The sequence below is a fragment of the Vallitalea longa genome (assembly GCF_027923465.1).
Classification (GTDB): domain Bacteria; phylum Bacillota; class Clostridia; order Lachnospirales; family Vallitaleaceae; genus Vallitalea; species Vallitalea longa.
The window spans coordinates 1,141,298-1,160,009 of record NZ_BRLB01000001.1 but is presented as its reverse complement, the minus strand read 5'-3'; the positions used below and the strand labels follow the sequence as shown (position 1 = coordinate 1,160,009).

The following is an 18,712-nucleotide window of genomic DNA, read 5'->3' as shown; positions in this document are numbered from 1 at the left end:
TATATCAGATAGATATTATAAAAGGATTTGACCTTACAAGAATATAAATAAGGAACTCATAATTAAATGAGTTCCTCTTATCTTATAAATAAGTTCTAGGATATATATTGTTATTGTTCGTTTCTATATTGTTTTATCATAGATTCTTTCAAAGTGAATAATTCATGAGACAAATCAACATATACATTTTGTGGATTCATGAGTCTTCTTGATTCAGACCACAAAGTAGATAGTTCTTTCTCACAATATTCTTTTATACTAAATGTGCTTGGAGTATCATATACACATTTTCCATCAATAAATATTGGAACTAATAATTCTCTGGTATAATATGTTCCAGGTTGTAGTTTCATATGTTTCCATGTAGCTTTTGGATCAAATAATACTAATGGTTTAGATTCATCAATTTCTTCATGGTTAAGAGCTATTAGATCGGCTTTTATTTTACCTGAACGTTTATTATATACTCTAATAATTTTTTTATTACCAGGATTAGTTATTTTCTCAGGGTTTTCAGATATTTTCATTTTAGGTATGAATTTTTCTCCGTCATATTTAGCTGATAATTTATATACACCACCAAATGATGGATTACCTTTTGATGTTATAAGGTTGGTTCCTACACCCCAGAGAGTAATTTTAGCTCCTTGTAGTTTCAGGTCACGGATTAGGTATTCATCTAGATCACTTGAGGCACTTATTACAGCATCTTCAAAACCAGCTTCGTCTAGCATTATCCTTGCTTTTTTAGATAAGTATGATAAGTCGCCACTATCCAATCTTATTCCATAAAAAGCAGGTTTTATTCCTTTGTCTTTTAATTCTTGAAAAACTTTTATAGCATTTGGAACACCTGATTTTAATGTATCGTATGTATCGACAAGCAATAAACAATTCATTGGATATAATTCAGCATATTTCCTGAATGAAGTTAATTCATCAGAGAAACTCATAACCCAACTGTGAGCATGTGTACCTTTTGCTGGTATATCAAACCATTTAGCGGCTAATACATTAGATGTTGCACTACAACCACCTATTACAGCAGCTCTAGCACCTAAATTACCTGCATCTGGTCCTTGAGCTCTTCTTAAACCGAATTCAAGTACAGTGTCATTTCCAGCAGCCCATTTCACACGAGCGGCTTTTGTTGCTATAAGACTCTGGTGGTTAATTATATTAAGAAGTGCAGTTTCAATAAGCTGTGCTTCACATAAAGGCGCTACAACTTTGAGGATAGGTTCGTTAGGGAAGACAACGGTACCTTCTGGTACAGAATATATGTTACCAGTAAATTTAAAAGTTCTTAGATAATCTAAAAAATTATCGCTAAATATTTTTTGTTGTTTTAAATATTCAATATCATCCTCTTTGAAGTTAATGTTTTCAATATAACTTATTGCCTGTTCAAGACCTGCAGCAATTGAAAAACTGCTTCCATGAGGGTTAACTCTATAGAATAAGTCAAATACTACAATTTGGTCTCTTGAGTTAAGGTGGTAATAACCCTGCATCATTGTCAATTGATAGAAATCTGTCAGCAATGTTAAATCAGCACCATGCATTTCTAATTCCTTCTTTCGTAATTATTAGAATATAAAATAAACAATTATTTGAATTGCATTTTTTTATAGTTTATACTATTATAACATAACAATCAAGATATTATGAGGTTAACTGATAAAAATATTGGATTTGACATTTACTGTTATATGTTATATTTTCCAGTTATTTTACCGAGACTAATAAATGGTAGAATAGCCTTTTGTTTGCTAAGGGAAAATTTATTATTTGGATTGATAAAATATGATTTCTATAAATATTCGTGGTATTAAGACAATTTTTTACTACTATTATGTTGAAATCTATTTTATAATCTGTTAGTATTAATTTTGACTATATGCTGATATGATGCTAAAAAGTAGGGATGATAAAAAATGTTATTTGGTAATAAAGATTTTATAAGGAAAAAGAAATTTAAAGATATTGATTTTAAATTATTGTCATCAGTTAATGATTATTATAAAAAAAGTAAAATGCATATCGATGAAGTTACTTGGCAAGATCTTGATATGGATAATGTATTTGCTAAGATTAATCATACTGTAACTACTCCTGGAGAGGAAAAACTATATACATGGTTAAGAAATCCAGCAGATAATAAAGATGACTATAATAACAGAAAGAACTATATTAATGATTTTAAAAAAGATAGAATGGTAGGTCATAACCTAAGACTTGCTCTATCGAGAATCAAGTATTGTGATTTTGATTTTAGAGATACTGTCAACAAAGGTTTCATGACGAATAATCTATTATTGGTTTCTATGATTTTATTAGTTATTTTAAATGTGGGTATTCTTGTTTTTTCAATAATAACAATGAATTTTATGCTTTTTCCTTTGTTCATATTAACTATGGGAACTAGTATTGTACTGCATTTCAAATTTTCTATGAAATATAATGCTCAATTGCAGGTTATTGGTTATATCATTAAGATATTATCGTTCAGTAAGAAACACTACAAAACAATAGAAAAACTTTCTCCTGATTTAGCGGGTAGATTAAAGGAATTGAATTCCAAATTGAATAAAATTACTAAAAAAGGTGCTGCTATCTTTAAAGTAGAAGGTTTGGATGTAATTGGTGATTATATTAATATTTTGTTTTTGATTAAAGAAATCAATTTTTTGACTGTATCAAATTTGATAAATAAGCACAAAAAAGCATTGGTGAAATTATATAATAACATAGGTGATTTAGATGCGGCACTTAGTATTGACACATATCGCAGGGAGCTGAAATATTATTGTGAACCGAATCTAAGTGATGAGTTTGAGGATATTAGAATGGTTGATATGTATCATCCGTTATTAGAAAAACCTATATCCAATACAATTGATATTAATTCTTCAATTGCAATAACAGGTTCTAATATGAGTGGTAAATCCACTTTCTTAAGGACTGTAGGACTTAATGCATTACTGGGGCAAGGTATTTGTACAAGTTTGACCAAGGAACATGAATCTAAGTTTTATCGTTTGATTACTTCTATAAGTCTTAATGATGATATCTTACAGGGTAAAAGTTATTTCTTAATGGAGGCTGAAGCCATTAAGAGAATGGTCAATGCTTGTAATGATGAAAGTCCGTTGTTGATATTGATAGATGAGATATTCAAAGGAACCAATCCGATAGAACGTCTTGCTGCATCAATGGAAATACTTAATTTGTTGGCTGCTTCTAATACCAAGACATTTGTTGCAACACATGACTTGCAGATTTTGCCTGAATTACATGATTATGATTATTATTTCTTTACAGAAAACGTAACTAAGGATTCATTGGACTTTGATTATAAAGTACATGAAGGTATTACATCTACACGTAATGCCATTAAGATATTGGATTTCATTAATTATCCTCATGAGCTTATTGATAAAATAAATAAGAGGATAGAGGTTATGGAAGTTTAGTTGAATAGAATTATTATTTTATATCTTCATATATATAAGGGTGTTCGGGTGAACACCCTTTAGTTATTTATGGTTTTCTTTTACTACTTTATCTTGTATTTTGTCAAAACTATATATTCCTAAATGGGATACTAGATGGTTCTACATTTATATTTGTAAGACCTTTTAATTTAAAATAGTTTTCAAGCCCCGGTATAGCAACATCTTTATCTAAAGTAGGACTAAAACGTATTTCCTCTATAACTGGTTCATCGGAATTAGCCAAATTAAAGATTGGAACTGTAATGTATGGAATCAATCCTTTGCCATTCGTTTTAAAATTGCAATAATAATTTACGAGGGCATTATAATTATAAGTTCTTTGAACGTTATTTCTATCATTGTTTTCACAGAGTTTATTATTTAACCAAAATTGAGGAATAAACACATATCTGTATTCATGCTCATATTCATATCCAGAATGTTTTACAAATAACGAAATTAGCCTAATATGAGAAAACACAGCTTTTTTAATAAGTGGATTTGTTAGGTTATCATTTTCTTTTTGATAAGTTTTACCACTTTTATAAATTGAAGTAATCAAGTGCTTTATTAATTTATATTGTTTATTATTTTTATTATTTTCTTCATTGTCGATATAAATTACTTTACCTAATATGTATGTGTTCGGATTAACAAAACTATTTTTAAACTTATTTTTATCTACTTTAATATTATAACCATCATCATTAGAATAATTTTTCCACATGGGAAGAGAATCTTTATCAGTAGACATAGAAAGAATGTAAACGTCTTTTTTTTCTTCCTTAACTTCTTTTTCAAAATCATTTATGAAATCTTTTTTATTTTTTATATATCTTTTTATATCGAGATTTTCCAATACCTTAGAAATATACGATGTTTCACTAGGATCATTTAAAAAATCACTTTTCGTGACCCAGAACTCTTCATTGTCTAAAATTCCTTTTAAGGCTGTTATCCCAGTATAATGATATATTTTATTCGTATTTTCATTAGTTTTTTTCTTATTATCGTTATTATTTTTATTAAAAAAATCATATAAAAAAGGTGAAATGATATTGAATTGAAAGGTAAACTCTTTATTATCTACTACAGCTTCCCAATAATTTTTTGAAAAATTATTTTCTAACTCCTTTTTTTCAAAATTTTTAAAGTCCATCAAATACTTATACGCTGTACCTATATTGATGTAATCTAATTTGGATGAGGGTTTACTTTGAATTAATTTATTAAAACAGTTTTTTGCAAAATTAGAACTACCTAAATTGAACATAACAATTCCTATATCTAATAATGTTTTTATATCTTTCAAACTTTGCACATCTATTTTTTGTATATATTTTTTTGCTTCATCTTTCTTATGCAAAAAATATTCGCTCATACCTTTAAAATATAATTGATCTATATTGAGGTTATTAATATAAAGTTGGGATATTTTTTTAAAAAATTTCTCAGCAGTCTTATTATCTAAGCCACTTAATTGTAACCCAGCATCATATAAAAGATTAATTTCACCTACATTTAAATTTAGTTTTAAAATTTTATTAAAGTAATCAATTGCGTTCTGTTTTTCTCCCAAAACTTTTAATGAGATAGCTTTTTTTATTAGAAATTCTGCATTTTGATTATTGTTAGTATCGTTAAAACTTGTTATTTTCTCAAAACAAATTAAAGCATAATCATGTTTATTAAGTGATAAAAATGAATGAGCGATATTATTTAGTAAAAAAAAGTTATAGATATCTTTTATATCATCATTAATAACATCATTAAAGTAATTTTCAGTTTTGGGATCATTTAAGTTTATGGCGCATAGAACTTTCATATATTTTTCTGTAGTACTATATTTAGATTTTTTTATAGATAATATTTTAGTACACAATTTTGTTGCATATAAAATCCTATTTCTGCTTAAAAACTCAGCTAAATCATATAGGCTTATTAAATCATTTGTCTGTAATACAAGTATTTTTTCAATGCATTTTACAGTTTGATTAGGTTTGTTTAAAATATAAAATAATTTTGTAACGCTACATAAATTTTTCATATTGAGATTACTTAAGTTCGGTATTTTTTGTAGGCATTTATAGGCTACATCGAATTTTTTTAGAATACAAAGCTTATTTGCTGTATCCAATAAAATTAGTATATTTTGATTTTCTATTTCTGCTACTTCTTTAAAATACTTTACGGCTAATGAGTCTCTATACAAACAATAAGCCGCATTACCTTTGCAATATTTATCTTCAACATTGTTGTCTTGTAAGTCTAAAATTTTATTATAATATTCATATCGAATATTATTTTCATTTATCTTTTCTAATTGCGATGCCATAGTATGTAATTTAATTATATTTTCTGTTAGGTATAATACTTTGTCGAAGCAATCCAATGCTCTTAAAGAGTTTTGTATTTTTAATAGATACTTGCCTGTTTCAAATAAAATAGTAATATCTCTAGTTTCAGTTTCTAATATATTCTCAAAAAATTTATTTGCATTGTATGTATCATTCTTTTTGTACAATATATCACCGATATTATAAATAATATTGCAATTAGTAGTTCCTATTTGCAATATTTTTTTAAAGCACTGAATCGATTTAGTTGTTTCCCACCCCAAATAGGTATGACTCATTCCTTTATAATATAATTCATCAACACTATCAGTATTAATCGACATTTCTGCTATTTGTCGTAATAGTTTATTTGCTCCGTCTTTTTCTGGTAACTGGTACAATTTCATTGCTGATTCAAATAAACTTTTTATGTCCTTTTTATTGATATCATTACCGTCCATAACTGCCTCCTCCTAACATTTGAAAATCTTCTGAAATATAATTATACATCTTTAGCCCTTAGATTTCTATCTAAGTTGATGTAAAAAAGTCAACATATCACCACTTGAGTATTGTAAACTTAAAATATTTAGCTATAAAAAACTAAGCTATAGTAGTATATTTAAAAGATGCTGAGAACTTTAAACTTAAATCCATGCATTGGGAACCTAGTGTAATGTTCGCAATAGTGCACTAAAACTAAACAACCTTGAAGTCAATATGTAGACTTCAAGGTTGTTTTCTCATATTTAGTTTGTGTTTTTAAATTTGTCCTTATGATACTTTACTTTTTTATGTCTAGTTCTTATTAATTATGGCTAATTATTTTTTTTATTAATCTTAGCTAAATATCTATATATACTAGGTTCCGAACAAGACAATTTATTAGCTACAGTGCTAACTGCTCCTTTTAGCATGAAAACACCTTTCTTATCTAAAATATCTACAATGTTAAGTCTTTCCTCTTGTGTTAATCGATCAACAGGAATATTACTGTCTTGTAGAACTTTATTCAATACGGTATCAGTTACTTCTTCAATGGATTCTGAAAATGTTTCAGTACTGTTTTGTACCATGGAATCAACAGAATCGTACTTATGATTTTGTTCGATTAATTTATCTGGATGACATAGTTGCAATAATTTCTCGCTAAGCTCAGTATATCTTTTATCATCAAAATTAATACATAACATACCAATAAGTTCTTCTTCGTCATCTTTAATGAAAAATGTGGATGAACGGAGTACACGTTGATCTTTAGAAACACCATTATAATTTAACTTATGATCTTTGTACTTATACTCTTTGTTAGCAATTATTTCTAACCCTAAATTAGTCATTGGTGCGCCTACATCTCTTCCGCTAATATGTCCATTTGCTATGGCAACTATAGACTTTGAATTCGGTTGTATATCGTGTAATGCAACTTCATAATCTGGACCTAGAGTTTGACCTAAAAATTTTACGAGACTAGTGTATTGTTTTAATGTATTCTTATCCATAATTTCACCTACTTTAAATATTTGAAGAGCTTAGAGTATTGTTAAATACATAAAATAGGTTATCATAATAATAAAAAAAATGCAATGATATAAAAAAATATCTTTGTTGAGCTAATCATTATTAAGGTGATAAATAATTATTTGTATTTGCATGACGTAATCTGCGTAAAAACAAGTTTTTATGACTAAATTACCAAAATAAAATAATAAAGTAATAAAAAATTATTGAAAGTGTTGACTATTATTTATAACGGTGATAAAATAATATTATCGTAATAGTAAATTATGGTATAAAATTTATTTTAGGGGGTAAAAAAATGAAAGAAATCATTGCGACAAAAAATGCTCCAGCAGCAATAGGTCCATATTCACAAGCTACAGCAGGAGGAGGACTAATCTTTGTTTCAGGTCAACTTCCAATAGATGTGGCTACTGGTGAATTCCCAGAAGGTGGAATAAAAGAACAGACAAAACAATCTATAGAGAATCTAAAACAAATATTGATGGAACGTGGGGTTACATTACAGAATGTAATGAAAACAACAGTCTTTCTAAAAGACATGAATGATTTTGCAGATATGAATGAAGTATATAAAGATTTTTTTGGTGACAGTAACTATCCTGCAAGAGCAGCAATTCAAGTTGCTAGATTACCAAAAGATGCTTTAGTTGAAATACAAGCGATTGCTTTAGATAAATAATATATCAAGGGTTAAGGGATGATTCAACTTTTGTTTATAGCTATAAGTTAGATATGAAAGTTGAATAAGAATATATAATGATTATGGAGGTTTTTTAATATGGCTAAGAAATATGTAGCAGAACCATTTAGAATTAAGATGGTAGAAACTATCAAAATGCTTACACGTGAAGAAAGAGAAGAAAAAATCAAAGAAGCTAAGTATAATTTATTTAATCTAAAAGGAGAAGACGTTTACATTGACTTATTGACTGATAGCGGAACTAATGCGATGAGTCAAGAACAATGGGCAGGTGTTATGGTTGGTGATGAAGCTTATGCTGGAGGAAAAAGTTATTACAAACTTTTAAACAATGCAAAAGATATATTTGATTATAAATATTTCCAACCAGTTCACCAAGGTCGTGCTGGTGAGAAAGTTTTATTTGGCTTATTAATGGGAGAAGGAAAATATGCTATATCCAATATGTTCTTTGATACAACTAGAGCTCATGTTGAATTAACAGGAGCAAGAGCAATCGACTGTGTTGTACCAGAAGCTAAAAAACCAGAGGTTAGAGCACCATTCAAAGGTAATATGGATGTAGAGAAATTAGAAAAACTAATTAATGAATATGGTCCAGAAAAGATTGCATTAGTTGTTATGACAGTTACTAACAATTCAGCAGGAGGTCAGCCTGTATCAATACAAAATATTAAAGAAACAGCAGCTGTATGTAAGAAATACGGTATAAGAATGAATATTGATGCTGCTCGTTATGCAGAAAATGCATATTTCATTAAGAAAAGAGAAGAAGGATATGCAGACAAATCCATCAAAGAAATAGTTAGAGAAATGTTCTCATATGCAGATATGTTTACAATGAGTGCTAAAAAAGATACTATTGTAAACATGGGTGGATTAATCGGAGTTAAAGACGATGAAGAATTATTCCAAGATATTAAAGGACGTACAATTTCATTTGAAGGATTTATTACATATGGTGGATTATCAGGTCGTGACCTAGAATGTCTAGCACTTGGTTTATACGAAGGTATAGATGAAAACTACTTAGAATACCGTAATGGACAAATGGAATATCTTGCATCTAGATTAGATGATGCTGGTATAGCTTATCAATCTCCAGTAGGAGGTCATGGAGTATTTGTTGATGCTAAACAGATGTTCCCTCATATTCCATATTATGAGTTCCCAGGTCAAGCATTAGCCATAGAGCTATATAAAGAAGCTGGAATCCGTACATGTGATATAGGTTCATACATGTTAGGTAATAATCCTGATACAGGAAAACAATTGGAAGCTTCATTTGAATTCACTAGATTCGCTATTCCTCGTCGTGTTTATACTCAATCACATATTGATATTATGGCAGATGCATTAATAGCTATCAAAGAAAGAGCAAATGATGTCAAAGGATATAGAATCACTTGGGAACCACCTATCCTTAGACATTTCCAAGCAAGTCTTGAACCTCTCAAATAAATGATTTGAAAGTTATTTTCATAAAGAGTTAAAAGGTGTTTAAAGAAGTTTAGCATAAGAAAATACAGTCTGAATTATTCAGGCTGTATTTTAGAGTTCGTAATTATAATTTTAGTAACATAGATAGACATGAATTGTTAATCAGTCTTAGAAATACTTTTTAAGTATATATAATCTATCCATGATAATAACCAGTTCTTGATGATACGACAACAAAGGGTACATCTTTTCCATCACTAGTTATATATGCTTGATATAAATCATCTTCTAAAGGTTCTAATTTAGAAACTTTTTCTCCATAGGTTTCACTTAAATCATTCTCGAAAAGCTCTTTCCAATTATCAGAGATTGGGGCATTCAAGGTTATGTATTTAGCCACTTCCTCTATATCGTCAGCTTTACCTCCATCAGTTAGATATTCATCATATAATTTGGCTATATCAACTTGTTCAAGAAATGATTTACTCCAATTAAGTTTATCTGCGTCGGATTTATTTTCTTGACCATTAAGGATATAATCTATAACTTCTTCTTTAATGTTTGTTTCTGGTTGCTCGTTAGTTGTATCATCTTCTTTATTTTCAATGACATCAACTGGATTATCTTGTGAGTTTGTATCTTGGTTATCAATTTTAGTGCTTTCTGAGTCAGAATTTTGATTATTGATTTTGGTGTTTTCTAAGTCGTTTTTTTGTTCATTGGTTTTAGTGTTTTCTAAAGCTGTCTTGTTAGTATTGTCTGCTGTTGTAGTATCAGTTCTTTTAGAACTAAATACTACAATTGATATAATGACAATAGCTACTACAATTAAAATAATAGGTATCAATTTCTTTTTCATGTAATTTTCTCCTTTACTCTGGTTACTATTAAATATTCTATTAAAAAGGTATATTATATATTATTTTTTTGAATCACTGTCCTTTCTCATATATATTAACATATATAAACAATACTGGTCACATTCTAGAGTGAACAATGTAGCAACAAATCAAATATATACAGGGGCAAGAATATATGGTAAATTAAAGAAAATAGATATGTTATTATCCAATGTTATAGTTGATATTGATGAGAAAGTTCAAAATAAAATTGAAAATTAATTGTATAGATTATTAACAAGAAAATAATCAATTAAAGAAGTATTAATTAGAGGGAAGGTAAAATAAAGTAAAGCAAAAATTAAAAAAGGTATTTAAAAAAGTTTAACTATGTTATATTATTATATTAATGTGCTAAACTTTTTTGCCTTAATAGGAAAAGTTTTCATATGCGCTAAGGAAACTTTCCTAACGACAAATCCGCTCTGTGGAACGAGGCATAGCCTCTTTTGTTCAGTAAAATATTAAATCGAGGTGAAAATATGGGTAAAAGAAGGTTGAATAATATAAAAATGAAAGGAGATATGCCAGAGAAACGAGATATATTTAATTCTAAAACAGGTTTTATCTTAGCATGTATTGGCTCAGCAGTAGGAATGGGAAATTTATGGATGTTCCCTTATAGAGTGGGTCAGTTCGGTGGAGCAGCCTTTTTAATTCCATATTTCTTATTTGTAATAATAATAGGGATTACAGGAGTAATAGGGGAGATGTCTTTTGGTCGTGCAATGAGAACCGGACCATTAGGAGCATTTAAAAAAGCTCTTGAAAGAAGGGGCAAAAAGCATGGTGATATAATTGGACTAATTCCAATAATAGGCTCTTTAGGAATTGCAATAGGATATGCAGTCGTAATCGGTTGGATACTAAGATTTACAGTTGGAGCCATAACAGGAGCTCTAACAAATGCAGAAGAAAGTGGGGCTTATTTTGGTGAAATAGCAGGTCCTCTAGGTAGTGTGGGATGGCACTTTGCAGGATTACTGATAACATTTCTCATAATGTATTTTGGTATTTCAAAAGGGATAGAAAAAGTTAATAAGGTAATGATGCCAGCATTTTTTGTCCTATTTATAATTCTTGCCATAAAAGTCATTACCATAGATGGTGCACTAGATGGTTATAAATATCTTTTCTTGCCAGATTGGAATCTTTTAGCAGAGCCGAAGACATGGGTCTATGCTTTGGGGCAAGCCTTTTTCTCTTTGTCATTAGCAGGATCAGGGACATTGGTTTACGGAAGTTATCTTAAAAAAAATGAAGATGTTGTGGCTTCAGCCAAATTTGTAGCACTCTTTGATACAATAGCTGCAATGCTTGCGGCAATGGTTATTATACCTTCAGTTTTTGCATTTGGTTTAGATAAAGCTTCAGGACCTCCACTTATGTTTATAACTATGCCAAAGGTTTTCAAGTTAATGCCAGCAGGTCAACTGTTTGCTATAATTTTCTTCATAGCAGTTTTATTTGCTGGAATTTCATCATTGATGAATCTCTTTGAAGCTCCAGTTGAGACATTGCAAAATAGATTCAAACTTTCAAGAGGTGTTTCCATTTTAATAATAGCAATAATAAGTGGTTCAGTTGGTCTTCTAGTCGAAAATGGAGACAATCTGGGTATTTGGATGGATATAGTATCTATCTATATTATTCCACTTGGTGCATTGTTAGCTGGAATAATGTTCTTCTGGGTATGCGGTACGAAATTCGCAAGACAGCAGGCTCAGATGGGAAGAGTTAAACCTATAGGACCATGGTTTGAACCAATGGCAAAATATTTGTTCTGCGGTCTTACTATAATCGTTTATATTTTGGGGATTTTTTATGGGGGAATAGGATAATATTATTTCTTTACAAAGTTTAATTTTAGGGTTATAATAATGTAATATGTAGTGGTAGACGTAAAAAAGCCCTTCATCGAAACTGATGTAAGGGCTTGTATATAATATACCGTTTATGTTTATATTTTATATAAGATGAAAGTGAAAAAACATATGATTACTTAGGAGGTATAAAGGTGTACAAGAAAGTATCCACTGATCTTAATTTTAGGGATCGTGAAAAGGAAGTTCTGAGTTTTTGGAATGAAAATGATATATTTAAGAAGAGTATAGATTTAAGAAAGGACGGACCTACGTATACTTTTTATGATGGACCACCAACAGCTAATGGTAAACCTCATATTGGACATGTCCTTACTAGAGTTATAAAAGACTTAATACCTAGATATAGAACAATGAAAGGTTATAAAGTTCTTAGAAAAGCTGGATGGGATACACATGGATTACCTGTTGAATTAGAGGTAGAGAAATTATTGGGTCTTGATGGAAAAGAACAGATTGAAGAATATGGTCTAGAACCTTTTATTGAAAAGTGTAAAGAAAGTGTATGGAAATATAAAGGAATGTGGGAAGATTTCAGTGGAACTGTTGGATTCTGGGCAGATATGGATGACCCATATGTAACTTATCATAATAATTATATTGAATCAGTTTGGTGGATCCTAAAACAAATCTGGGAAAAAGATTTATTATACAAAGGACATAAAATAGTTCCTTATTGCCCACGTTGTGGAACTCCACTTTCAAGCCATGAGGTAGCTCAAGGTTATAAAGATGTAAAAGAAAAGTCTGTCATCGCTAAATTTAAAGTTAAAGGCGAAGATAATGTGTATATATTAGCTTGGACAACTACTCCTTGGACATTACCTTCTAACGTAGCTTTATCAGTTAACCCTGTAGAAGATTATGTAAAAGTAAAAGTAGAAGATGAGTTTTATATTTTAGCAGAAGCTTTAGCTACTAAAGTTTTAGGCGAAGATTATGAAGTAGTCGAAAATTACAAAGGTAAAGATCTTGAATATACAGAGTATGTACCATTATTTAATTTTGCATCACCTAGCAAAAAGGCATACTATGTAGCTTGTGCAGATTATGTTACATTAACTGATGGTACAGGAGTTGTTCATACTGCTCCAGCTTTTGGTGAAGATGATGCAGTTGTAGGAAGAAATTATGATTTACCATTTGTACAGTTAGTTGATGATCGTGGTGAATTTGTTGAAGCTGTTACACCATGGAAAGGTATGTTTGTGAAGAAAGCAGACCCATTAATCATAGATTATTTAGAAGAAAAGGGATTATTATTTGCTGCCCTTGATTTTGAACACTCATATCCTTACTGTTGGAGATGTGATACTCCACTTATATATTATGCTAGAGATACATGGTTTATTAAGATGACAGAAGTGAGAGATAATCTAATTAAAAATAATGATCAGATTAATTGGCTTCCAGAATCTATCGGAACCAAGAGATTCGGTAACTGGTTAGAAAATGTTATGGACTGGGGATTAAGCCGTGACAGATATTGGGGAACACCTCTTAATATCTGGGAATGTGAATGTGGACACCGTCATGCTATAGGAAGTATAGAAGAACTTAAGAGCATGAGTGATAACTGTCCTGATGATATTGAACTTCACAGACCATACATTGATGATGTACTTATAAATTGTCCAAAATGTAATAAAAAAATGAAGAGAGTTACACCAGTAATTGACTGTTGGTTTGACTCAGGTTCAATGCCTTATGCTCAATGGCATTACCCATTTGAAAATAAAGAGATATTTGAAGATAACTTCCCAGCGAACTTTATTAGTGAAGCTGTTGACCAAACAAGAGGATGGTTCTATTCATTACTTGCAATATCAACATTACTATTTGATAAGCCAGCATTCAAGAATGTTATAGTACTTGGACTTGTTCAAGATGAAAATGGACAAAAGATGTCCAAATCCAAAGGAAATGCTGTAGATCCATTTGAAGCATTAAACAAACATGGTGCTGATGCAGTAAGATGGTATTTCTATAACAATAGTGCTCCTTGGCTTCCAAATAAGTTTTATGACAATGCAGTAATCGAAGGTCAACGTAAGTTTATGGGAACATTCTGGAATACGTATGCATTCTATGTGCTCTATGCTAATATTGATGAATTTAATCCTACTAAGTACCAACTTGAGTATGATAAATTATCATTAATGGATAAATGGCTATTATCAAAATTAAATACATTGATTAAGATAGTAGACACTAATCTTGATAATTATTTAATTACTGAATCATCAAGAGCAATGATGGAATTCGTTGATGACCTTAGTAATTGGTATGTAAGAAGAAGTAGAGAGAGATTCTGGCAGAAAGATATGCCACAGGATAAAATCAATGCTTATATGACATTATATACTGCTCTTACAACTATGGCTAAAATATCAGCTCCATTCATACCATTTATGGCAGAGCAGATATATAGAAATCTTGAGTTTAACTTTAATAAGAAAGCACCAGAAAGTGTACATTTATGTGACTTCCCTGTTGCTGATGATAAATATATTGATGAAGAACTAGAGAAAAACATGGATTTAGTTCTTAAGATTGTTATCTGTGGTAGAGCTTGTAGAAACAGTGCTAATATCAAAAACAGACAACCTATCGGTAAGATGTATATAAAATCTTCTTTCAATCTACCTGAACTATACAAAGATATTGTATCAGAAGAGCTTAACATAAAAGAAGTTTTATTTACAGATGATGTTAGAGAATTTACAACTTACAATTTCAAGCCACAACTTAAGACAGTAGGTCCAAAATATGGTAGATTATTAAATCAGATTAGAACATTACTACAAGATGGTGATGGTAATAAGATGATGGATGAATTAAAGGCAAACGGAGTTCTTAAGTTTGACATTGATGGTAATCCTGTAGAACTTGCTGAAGAAGATTTGTTAATTGAATCTACTAAGAAACCAGGATTTGAAACTAATACTGATAAGGATGTAACTGTTGTAATTGATACTAATCTATCAGAAGAACTTATAGAAGAAGGTTTTGTCAGAGAAATCATAAGCAAAATCCAGACTATGAGAAAAGAAGCTGATTTTGAAGTTACAGACCATATCAAGATATATGTTGATGATAATGAAAAACTAGTGGATATCGTTAATAGAAACAAAGAAGAATTATTATCTGAAACATTAGCTGATGTTCTTAATGTAGGTAAGAACAGTGATGTTTACGAGAAAGAATGGAAAATAAACGGCGAAAAAATATATTTAGCTGTTGAGAAAATAAAATAAAAAAATATTTAATAATAAAGCGGAGAGTTGTTGGTTAACAGCTCTTCGCTTTTTTATTAAGTTTTATTAAAAAATTTTGCCAGTTTCGTTAATGTCAGTATGTTTTCTTGGTCTCCATTTTAATATCAGTCACATGATGTCTACAATCTTAGTAGGATTATAACATGGTTCACAATATGGCATAAAATATTTCCTGAGTAACTACTAAATAATAGTTTACTATTTACATTTGTAATCTATTCTCAACTTTTTTCATATTGTTCTATCCCAATATTCAGTTGTAAAAAATCTAAAGTAATTTTGTATAGAAAAGCTAAAGCTTTTTCCATTATTATAATTCACCCACTATAATTATGATATTATCAATATATATATTCATTTTAAGTATATATATAATCCAAATATACTTATATTTAACCCTTTTTATCATTATAACTTTTGTTTATAGATATTCAATACTATGGGAATGTTGTTATTAATCTATGATTTGAATAGATTGTCAGTAATCCAAGATATTTAATTTTTTAATAAAATATAAGTAAAAAAACATCATCTTAGGCATAATATGTAGAAGGAGATATGCCGTTTACTGAAAGGATTGATGATAATGATGGATAGACTAGATGTTACAGTAGAAGATTTGAAAGAAGCAATACTCGAAAATATAAAAAACCAATTTAGGAAGACTATTGATCAAGCTTCGAAAGAGCAGATTTTTCAGGCTCTTGCTTTTGCAGTAAGAGATATTATTATAGATCAATGGATTGAAACCCATAAAACATATGATGAAGTTGACCCTAAGACTGTATATTATCTATCTATGGAGTTTCTAATGGGAAGAGCTTTAGGAAACAGTATCATCAACATGAAAGTTGATAAAGTTGTTAAAGAAGTATGTGAAGAGTTGAGTATAGATCTTAATGCAATTGAGGATATGGAACCAGACCCTGGACTTGGTAATGGAGGACTTGGCAGATTAGCAGCTTGTTTCTTGGATTCATTATCTACTCTTGAATTTCCTGCATATGGTTGTGGTATACGTTATCGTTATGGGATATTCGAGCAAAAAATTATTGATGGATACCAAGTGGAAAGACCAGATGAATGGTTAAAAAACGGTAATCCATTTGAAGTCAGAAGAGATGAATATGGGGTAGAAGTGAGATTTTTTGGTGATGTAAGAGTGTTGAAAACACCAAATGGAAGAGATAAATTTATTCAAGAAAATTACCAATCGGTAAAAGCTGTTCCTTATGACATACCTATCGTAGGATATGACAATAACACTGTCAATACATTGAGATTATGGGATGCAGAAGCATTAGTGAAATTCGATCTTGAATCCTTTGATAGGGGAGAATATCATAAGGCAGTAGAACAGGAGAATCTAGCAAAATCTATTGTAGAAGTTTTGTATCCTAATGATAACCATTATAGAGGAAAAGAGTTAAGGCTTAAGCAGCAGTATTTCTTCGTTTCTGCTACGGTACAGCAAGTAATCAATAAATTCAAACAAAAACATGCTGATATTCATGAATTACCTGATAAAGTAGCATTTCATATAAATGATACCCATCCTTCTCTTACGATACCAGAACTTATGCGTATATTATTAGATGAAGAAGAACTGGAATGGGAAGAAGCTTGGGATATTACAACAAAAACTTGTGCGTACACCAATCATACAATTATGAGTGAAGCTCTTGAAAAATGGCCCATTGAATTGTTGAGTAGATTGTTGCCTAGAATATATATGATTATTGAAGAAATCAACAGGAGATTCTGCCTTAGCTTAGTTAATGAATTTCACTTGGATAAAGAGCAAATAGATAAAATGTCAATAATCATGAATGGACAAATAAAAATGGCTTTCATGTGTATTGTTGGTAGCCATTGTGTTAATGGAGTTGCTGTTCTCCACACAGAAATACTTAAAAAAGAAGAATTGAAAGAGTTCTACAATATATACCCTGGTAAATTTAATAACAAAACTAATGGAATCACACAGAGAAGATTTCTATTGGAGGCAAATCCAAAACTAGCAGATTTTATTACTGACCTTATAGGTGATGAATGGATAACATCTCTAACTCATATTAAGAAACTCGATCAATATGTTGATGATGAACAAGAACAAAAGGAATTTATGAAAATTAAATATGATAATAAAGTCAGGTTAGGAAAGTATATAAAAAAACATAATAATATTGAAGTTGATCCAAGATCCATATTTGATGTGCAGATAAAAAGGTTACATGAATATAAAAGACAGTTGATGAATATATTGCATGTAATGTATCTATACAATAAATTATTGGAAAATCCTGATCTGGATATGATTCCTAGAACTTTTATATTTGGTGCAAAAGCAGCACCTGGATATACAAGAGCAAAACTTATCATAAAATTAATTAATAATGTTGCAGACAGAATCAACAACGACACCAATATCAAAAATAAGATAAAAGTCGTTTTTATAGAGAATTATAATGTTTCCAATGCAGAGATTATCATAGCTGCTGCTGATGTAAGTGAACAGATATCTACAGCCAGTAAGGAAGCTTCTGGAACAGGTAATATGAAACTTATGTTGAATGGAGCAATAACAATAGGCACAATGGATGGTGCCAACATTGAAATAGTTGAAGAAGTCGGGGAAGAAAACTGTTTCATATTTGGAATGACTTCTGAAGAAGTAATAAATCTACAGCATGAGAATTCATATAATCCATGGGATATATATAATAATAATGAAGACATAAGAAAAGTAGTGACCCAGTTGATTAATGGGTTCTATGCACCTGATGACCCTGATTTATTTAGAGAGATATATGATTCCCTTCTGGATGGATATGGAGGAAGACCAGACCCATACTTCATATTAAAAGATTTTGATAGCTATAAAGAAGCACATAAAAAGATTGATGCAACATATGCTAATCAAAGGAAATGGGCTAAGATGGCAATGCTTAATACTGCAAACAGCGGAAAATTCTCTTCAGACAGGACTATTTTACAATATGCTAATGAAATATGGAAATTGAAAAAAACTGAAGTGATTATGGAAAAATAAATTTCAATAGATAGCAATTATATGCAGGGAGGCTGGTTAAGCCTCTCTTTTTTTAAAACTAAACTTATCCAATTATCTTACCAGATAGGACAAAATTCTTTTT

Annotated in this window: 11 protein-coding genes; 7 read left to right on the top strand and 4 right to left on the bottom strand. The window is 30.0% G+C overall.

All coding sequences use genetic code 11. From position 1 onward, the window contains the following. Window positions 1-110 precede the first annotated feature (110 nt). On the bottom strand, window positions 111-1,565 hold the full coding sequence (locus QMG30_RS05060) for a nicotinate phosphoribosyltransferase (RefSeq protein ID WP_281812863.1): 1,455 nt from the start codon (window positions 1,563-1,565) through the stop codon (window positions 111-113). Between the two features lie 372 nt (window positions 1,566-1,937). On the opposite strand from QMG30_RS05060, the gene QMG30_RS05055 reads away from it, so the two are divergent. Then, a complete protein-coding gene (locus QMG30_RS05055; protein WP_281812861.1) occupies window positions 1,938-3,476 on the top strand; it encodes a MutS-related protein in 1,539 nt (512 codons plus the stop codon). Window positions 3,477-3,585: 109 nt separating this feature from the next. Here the strand turns inward: QMG30_RS05055 and QMG30_RS05050 are convergent, their stop codons facing one another. Then, window positions 3,586-6,294 (bottom strand): DUF2971 domain-containing protein, encoded by a 2,709-nt coding sequence (locus QMG30_RS05050; protein ID WP_281812859.1) that lies wholly within the window; start codon window positions 6,292-6,294, stop codon window positions 3,586-3,588. Window positions 6,295-6,651: 357 nt separating this feature from the next. Further along, window positions 6,652-7,335, bottom strand: a complete 684-nt coding sequence (locus QMG30_RS05045; protein ID WP_281812857.1) for a helix-turn-helix transcriptional regulator — start codon at window positions 7,333-7,335, stop codon at window positions 6,652-6,654. A gap of 317 nt (window positions 7,336-7,652) precedes the next feature. On the opposite strand from QMG30_RS05045, the gene QMG30_RS05040 reads away from it, so the two are divergent. Together QMG30_RS05040 and QMG30_RS05035 are read left to right on the top strand one after the other, a co-directional pair. Further along, window positions 7,653-8,036, top strand: a complete 384-nt coding sequence (locus QMG30_RS05040; protein ID WP_281812854.1) for a RidA family protein — start codon at window positions 7,653-7,655, stop codon at window positions 8,034-8,036. Between the two features lie 99 nt (window positions 8,037-8,135). Continuing rightward, window positions 8,136-9,518 (top strand): tryptophanase, encoded by a 1,383-nt coding sequence (locus QMG30_RS05035; RefSeq protein ID WP_281812851.1) that lies wholly within the window; start codon window positions 8,136-8,138, stop codon window positions 9,516-9,518. Between the two features lie 175 nt (window positions 9,519-9,693). Here the strand turns inward: QMG30_RS05035 and QMG30_RS05030 are convergent, their stop codons facing one another. Continuing rightward, window positions 9,694-10,356, bottom strand: coding sequence for a hypothetical protein (locus tag QMG30_RS05030; protein ID WP_281812848.1), 663 nt, complete (start codon window positions 10,354-10,356; stop codon window positions 9,694-9,696). A gap of 130 nt (window positions 10,357-10,486) precedes the next feature. Between QMG30_RS05030 and QMG30_RS25350 the strand changes: the two genes are divergently transcribed. From QMG30_RS25350 to QMG30_RS05010, 4 genes are all read left to right on the top strand, one after another. Further along, window positions 10,487-10,618 carry a hypothetical protein gene (locus QMG30_RS25350; protein WP_281812845.1) on the top strand — a complete coding sequence of 44 codons (132 nt, stop codon included), beginning with the start codon at window positions 10,487-10,489 and terminating at the stop codon, window positions 10,616-10,618. Window positions 10,619-10,908: 290 nt separating this feature from the next. Beyond that, window positions 10,909-12,237: a sodium-dependent transporter gene (locus tag QMG30_RS05020; RefSeq protein WP_334305030.1), complete on the top strand. Its 1,329-nt coding sequence runs from the start codon at window positions 10,909-10,911 to the stop codon at window positions 12,235-12,237. Window positions 12,238-12,413: 176 nt separating this feature from the next. After that, window positions 12,414-15,536: an isoleucine--tRNA ligase gene (gene ileS / locus QMG30_RS05015; RefSeq protein WP_281812841.1), complete on the top strand. Its 3,123-nt coding sequence runs from the start codon at window positions 12,414-12,416 to the stop codon at window positions 15,534-15,536. A 601-nt stretch (window positions 15,537-16,137) separates the two neighbouring features. Beyond that, window positions 16,138-18,609 (top strand): glycogen/starch/alpha-glucan phosphorylase, encoded by a 2,472-nt coding sequence (locus QMG30_RS05010; RefSeq protein ID WP_434784546.1) that lies wholly within the window; start codon window positions 16,138-16,140, stop codon window positions 18,607-18,609. The last annotated feature ends 103 nt before the right edge of the window (window positions 18,610-18,712 follow it).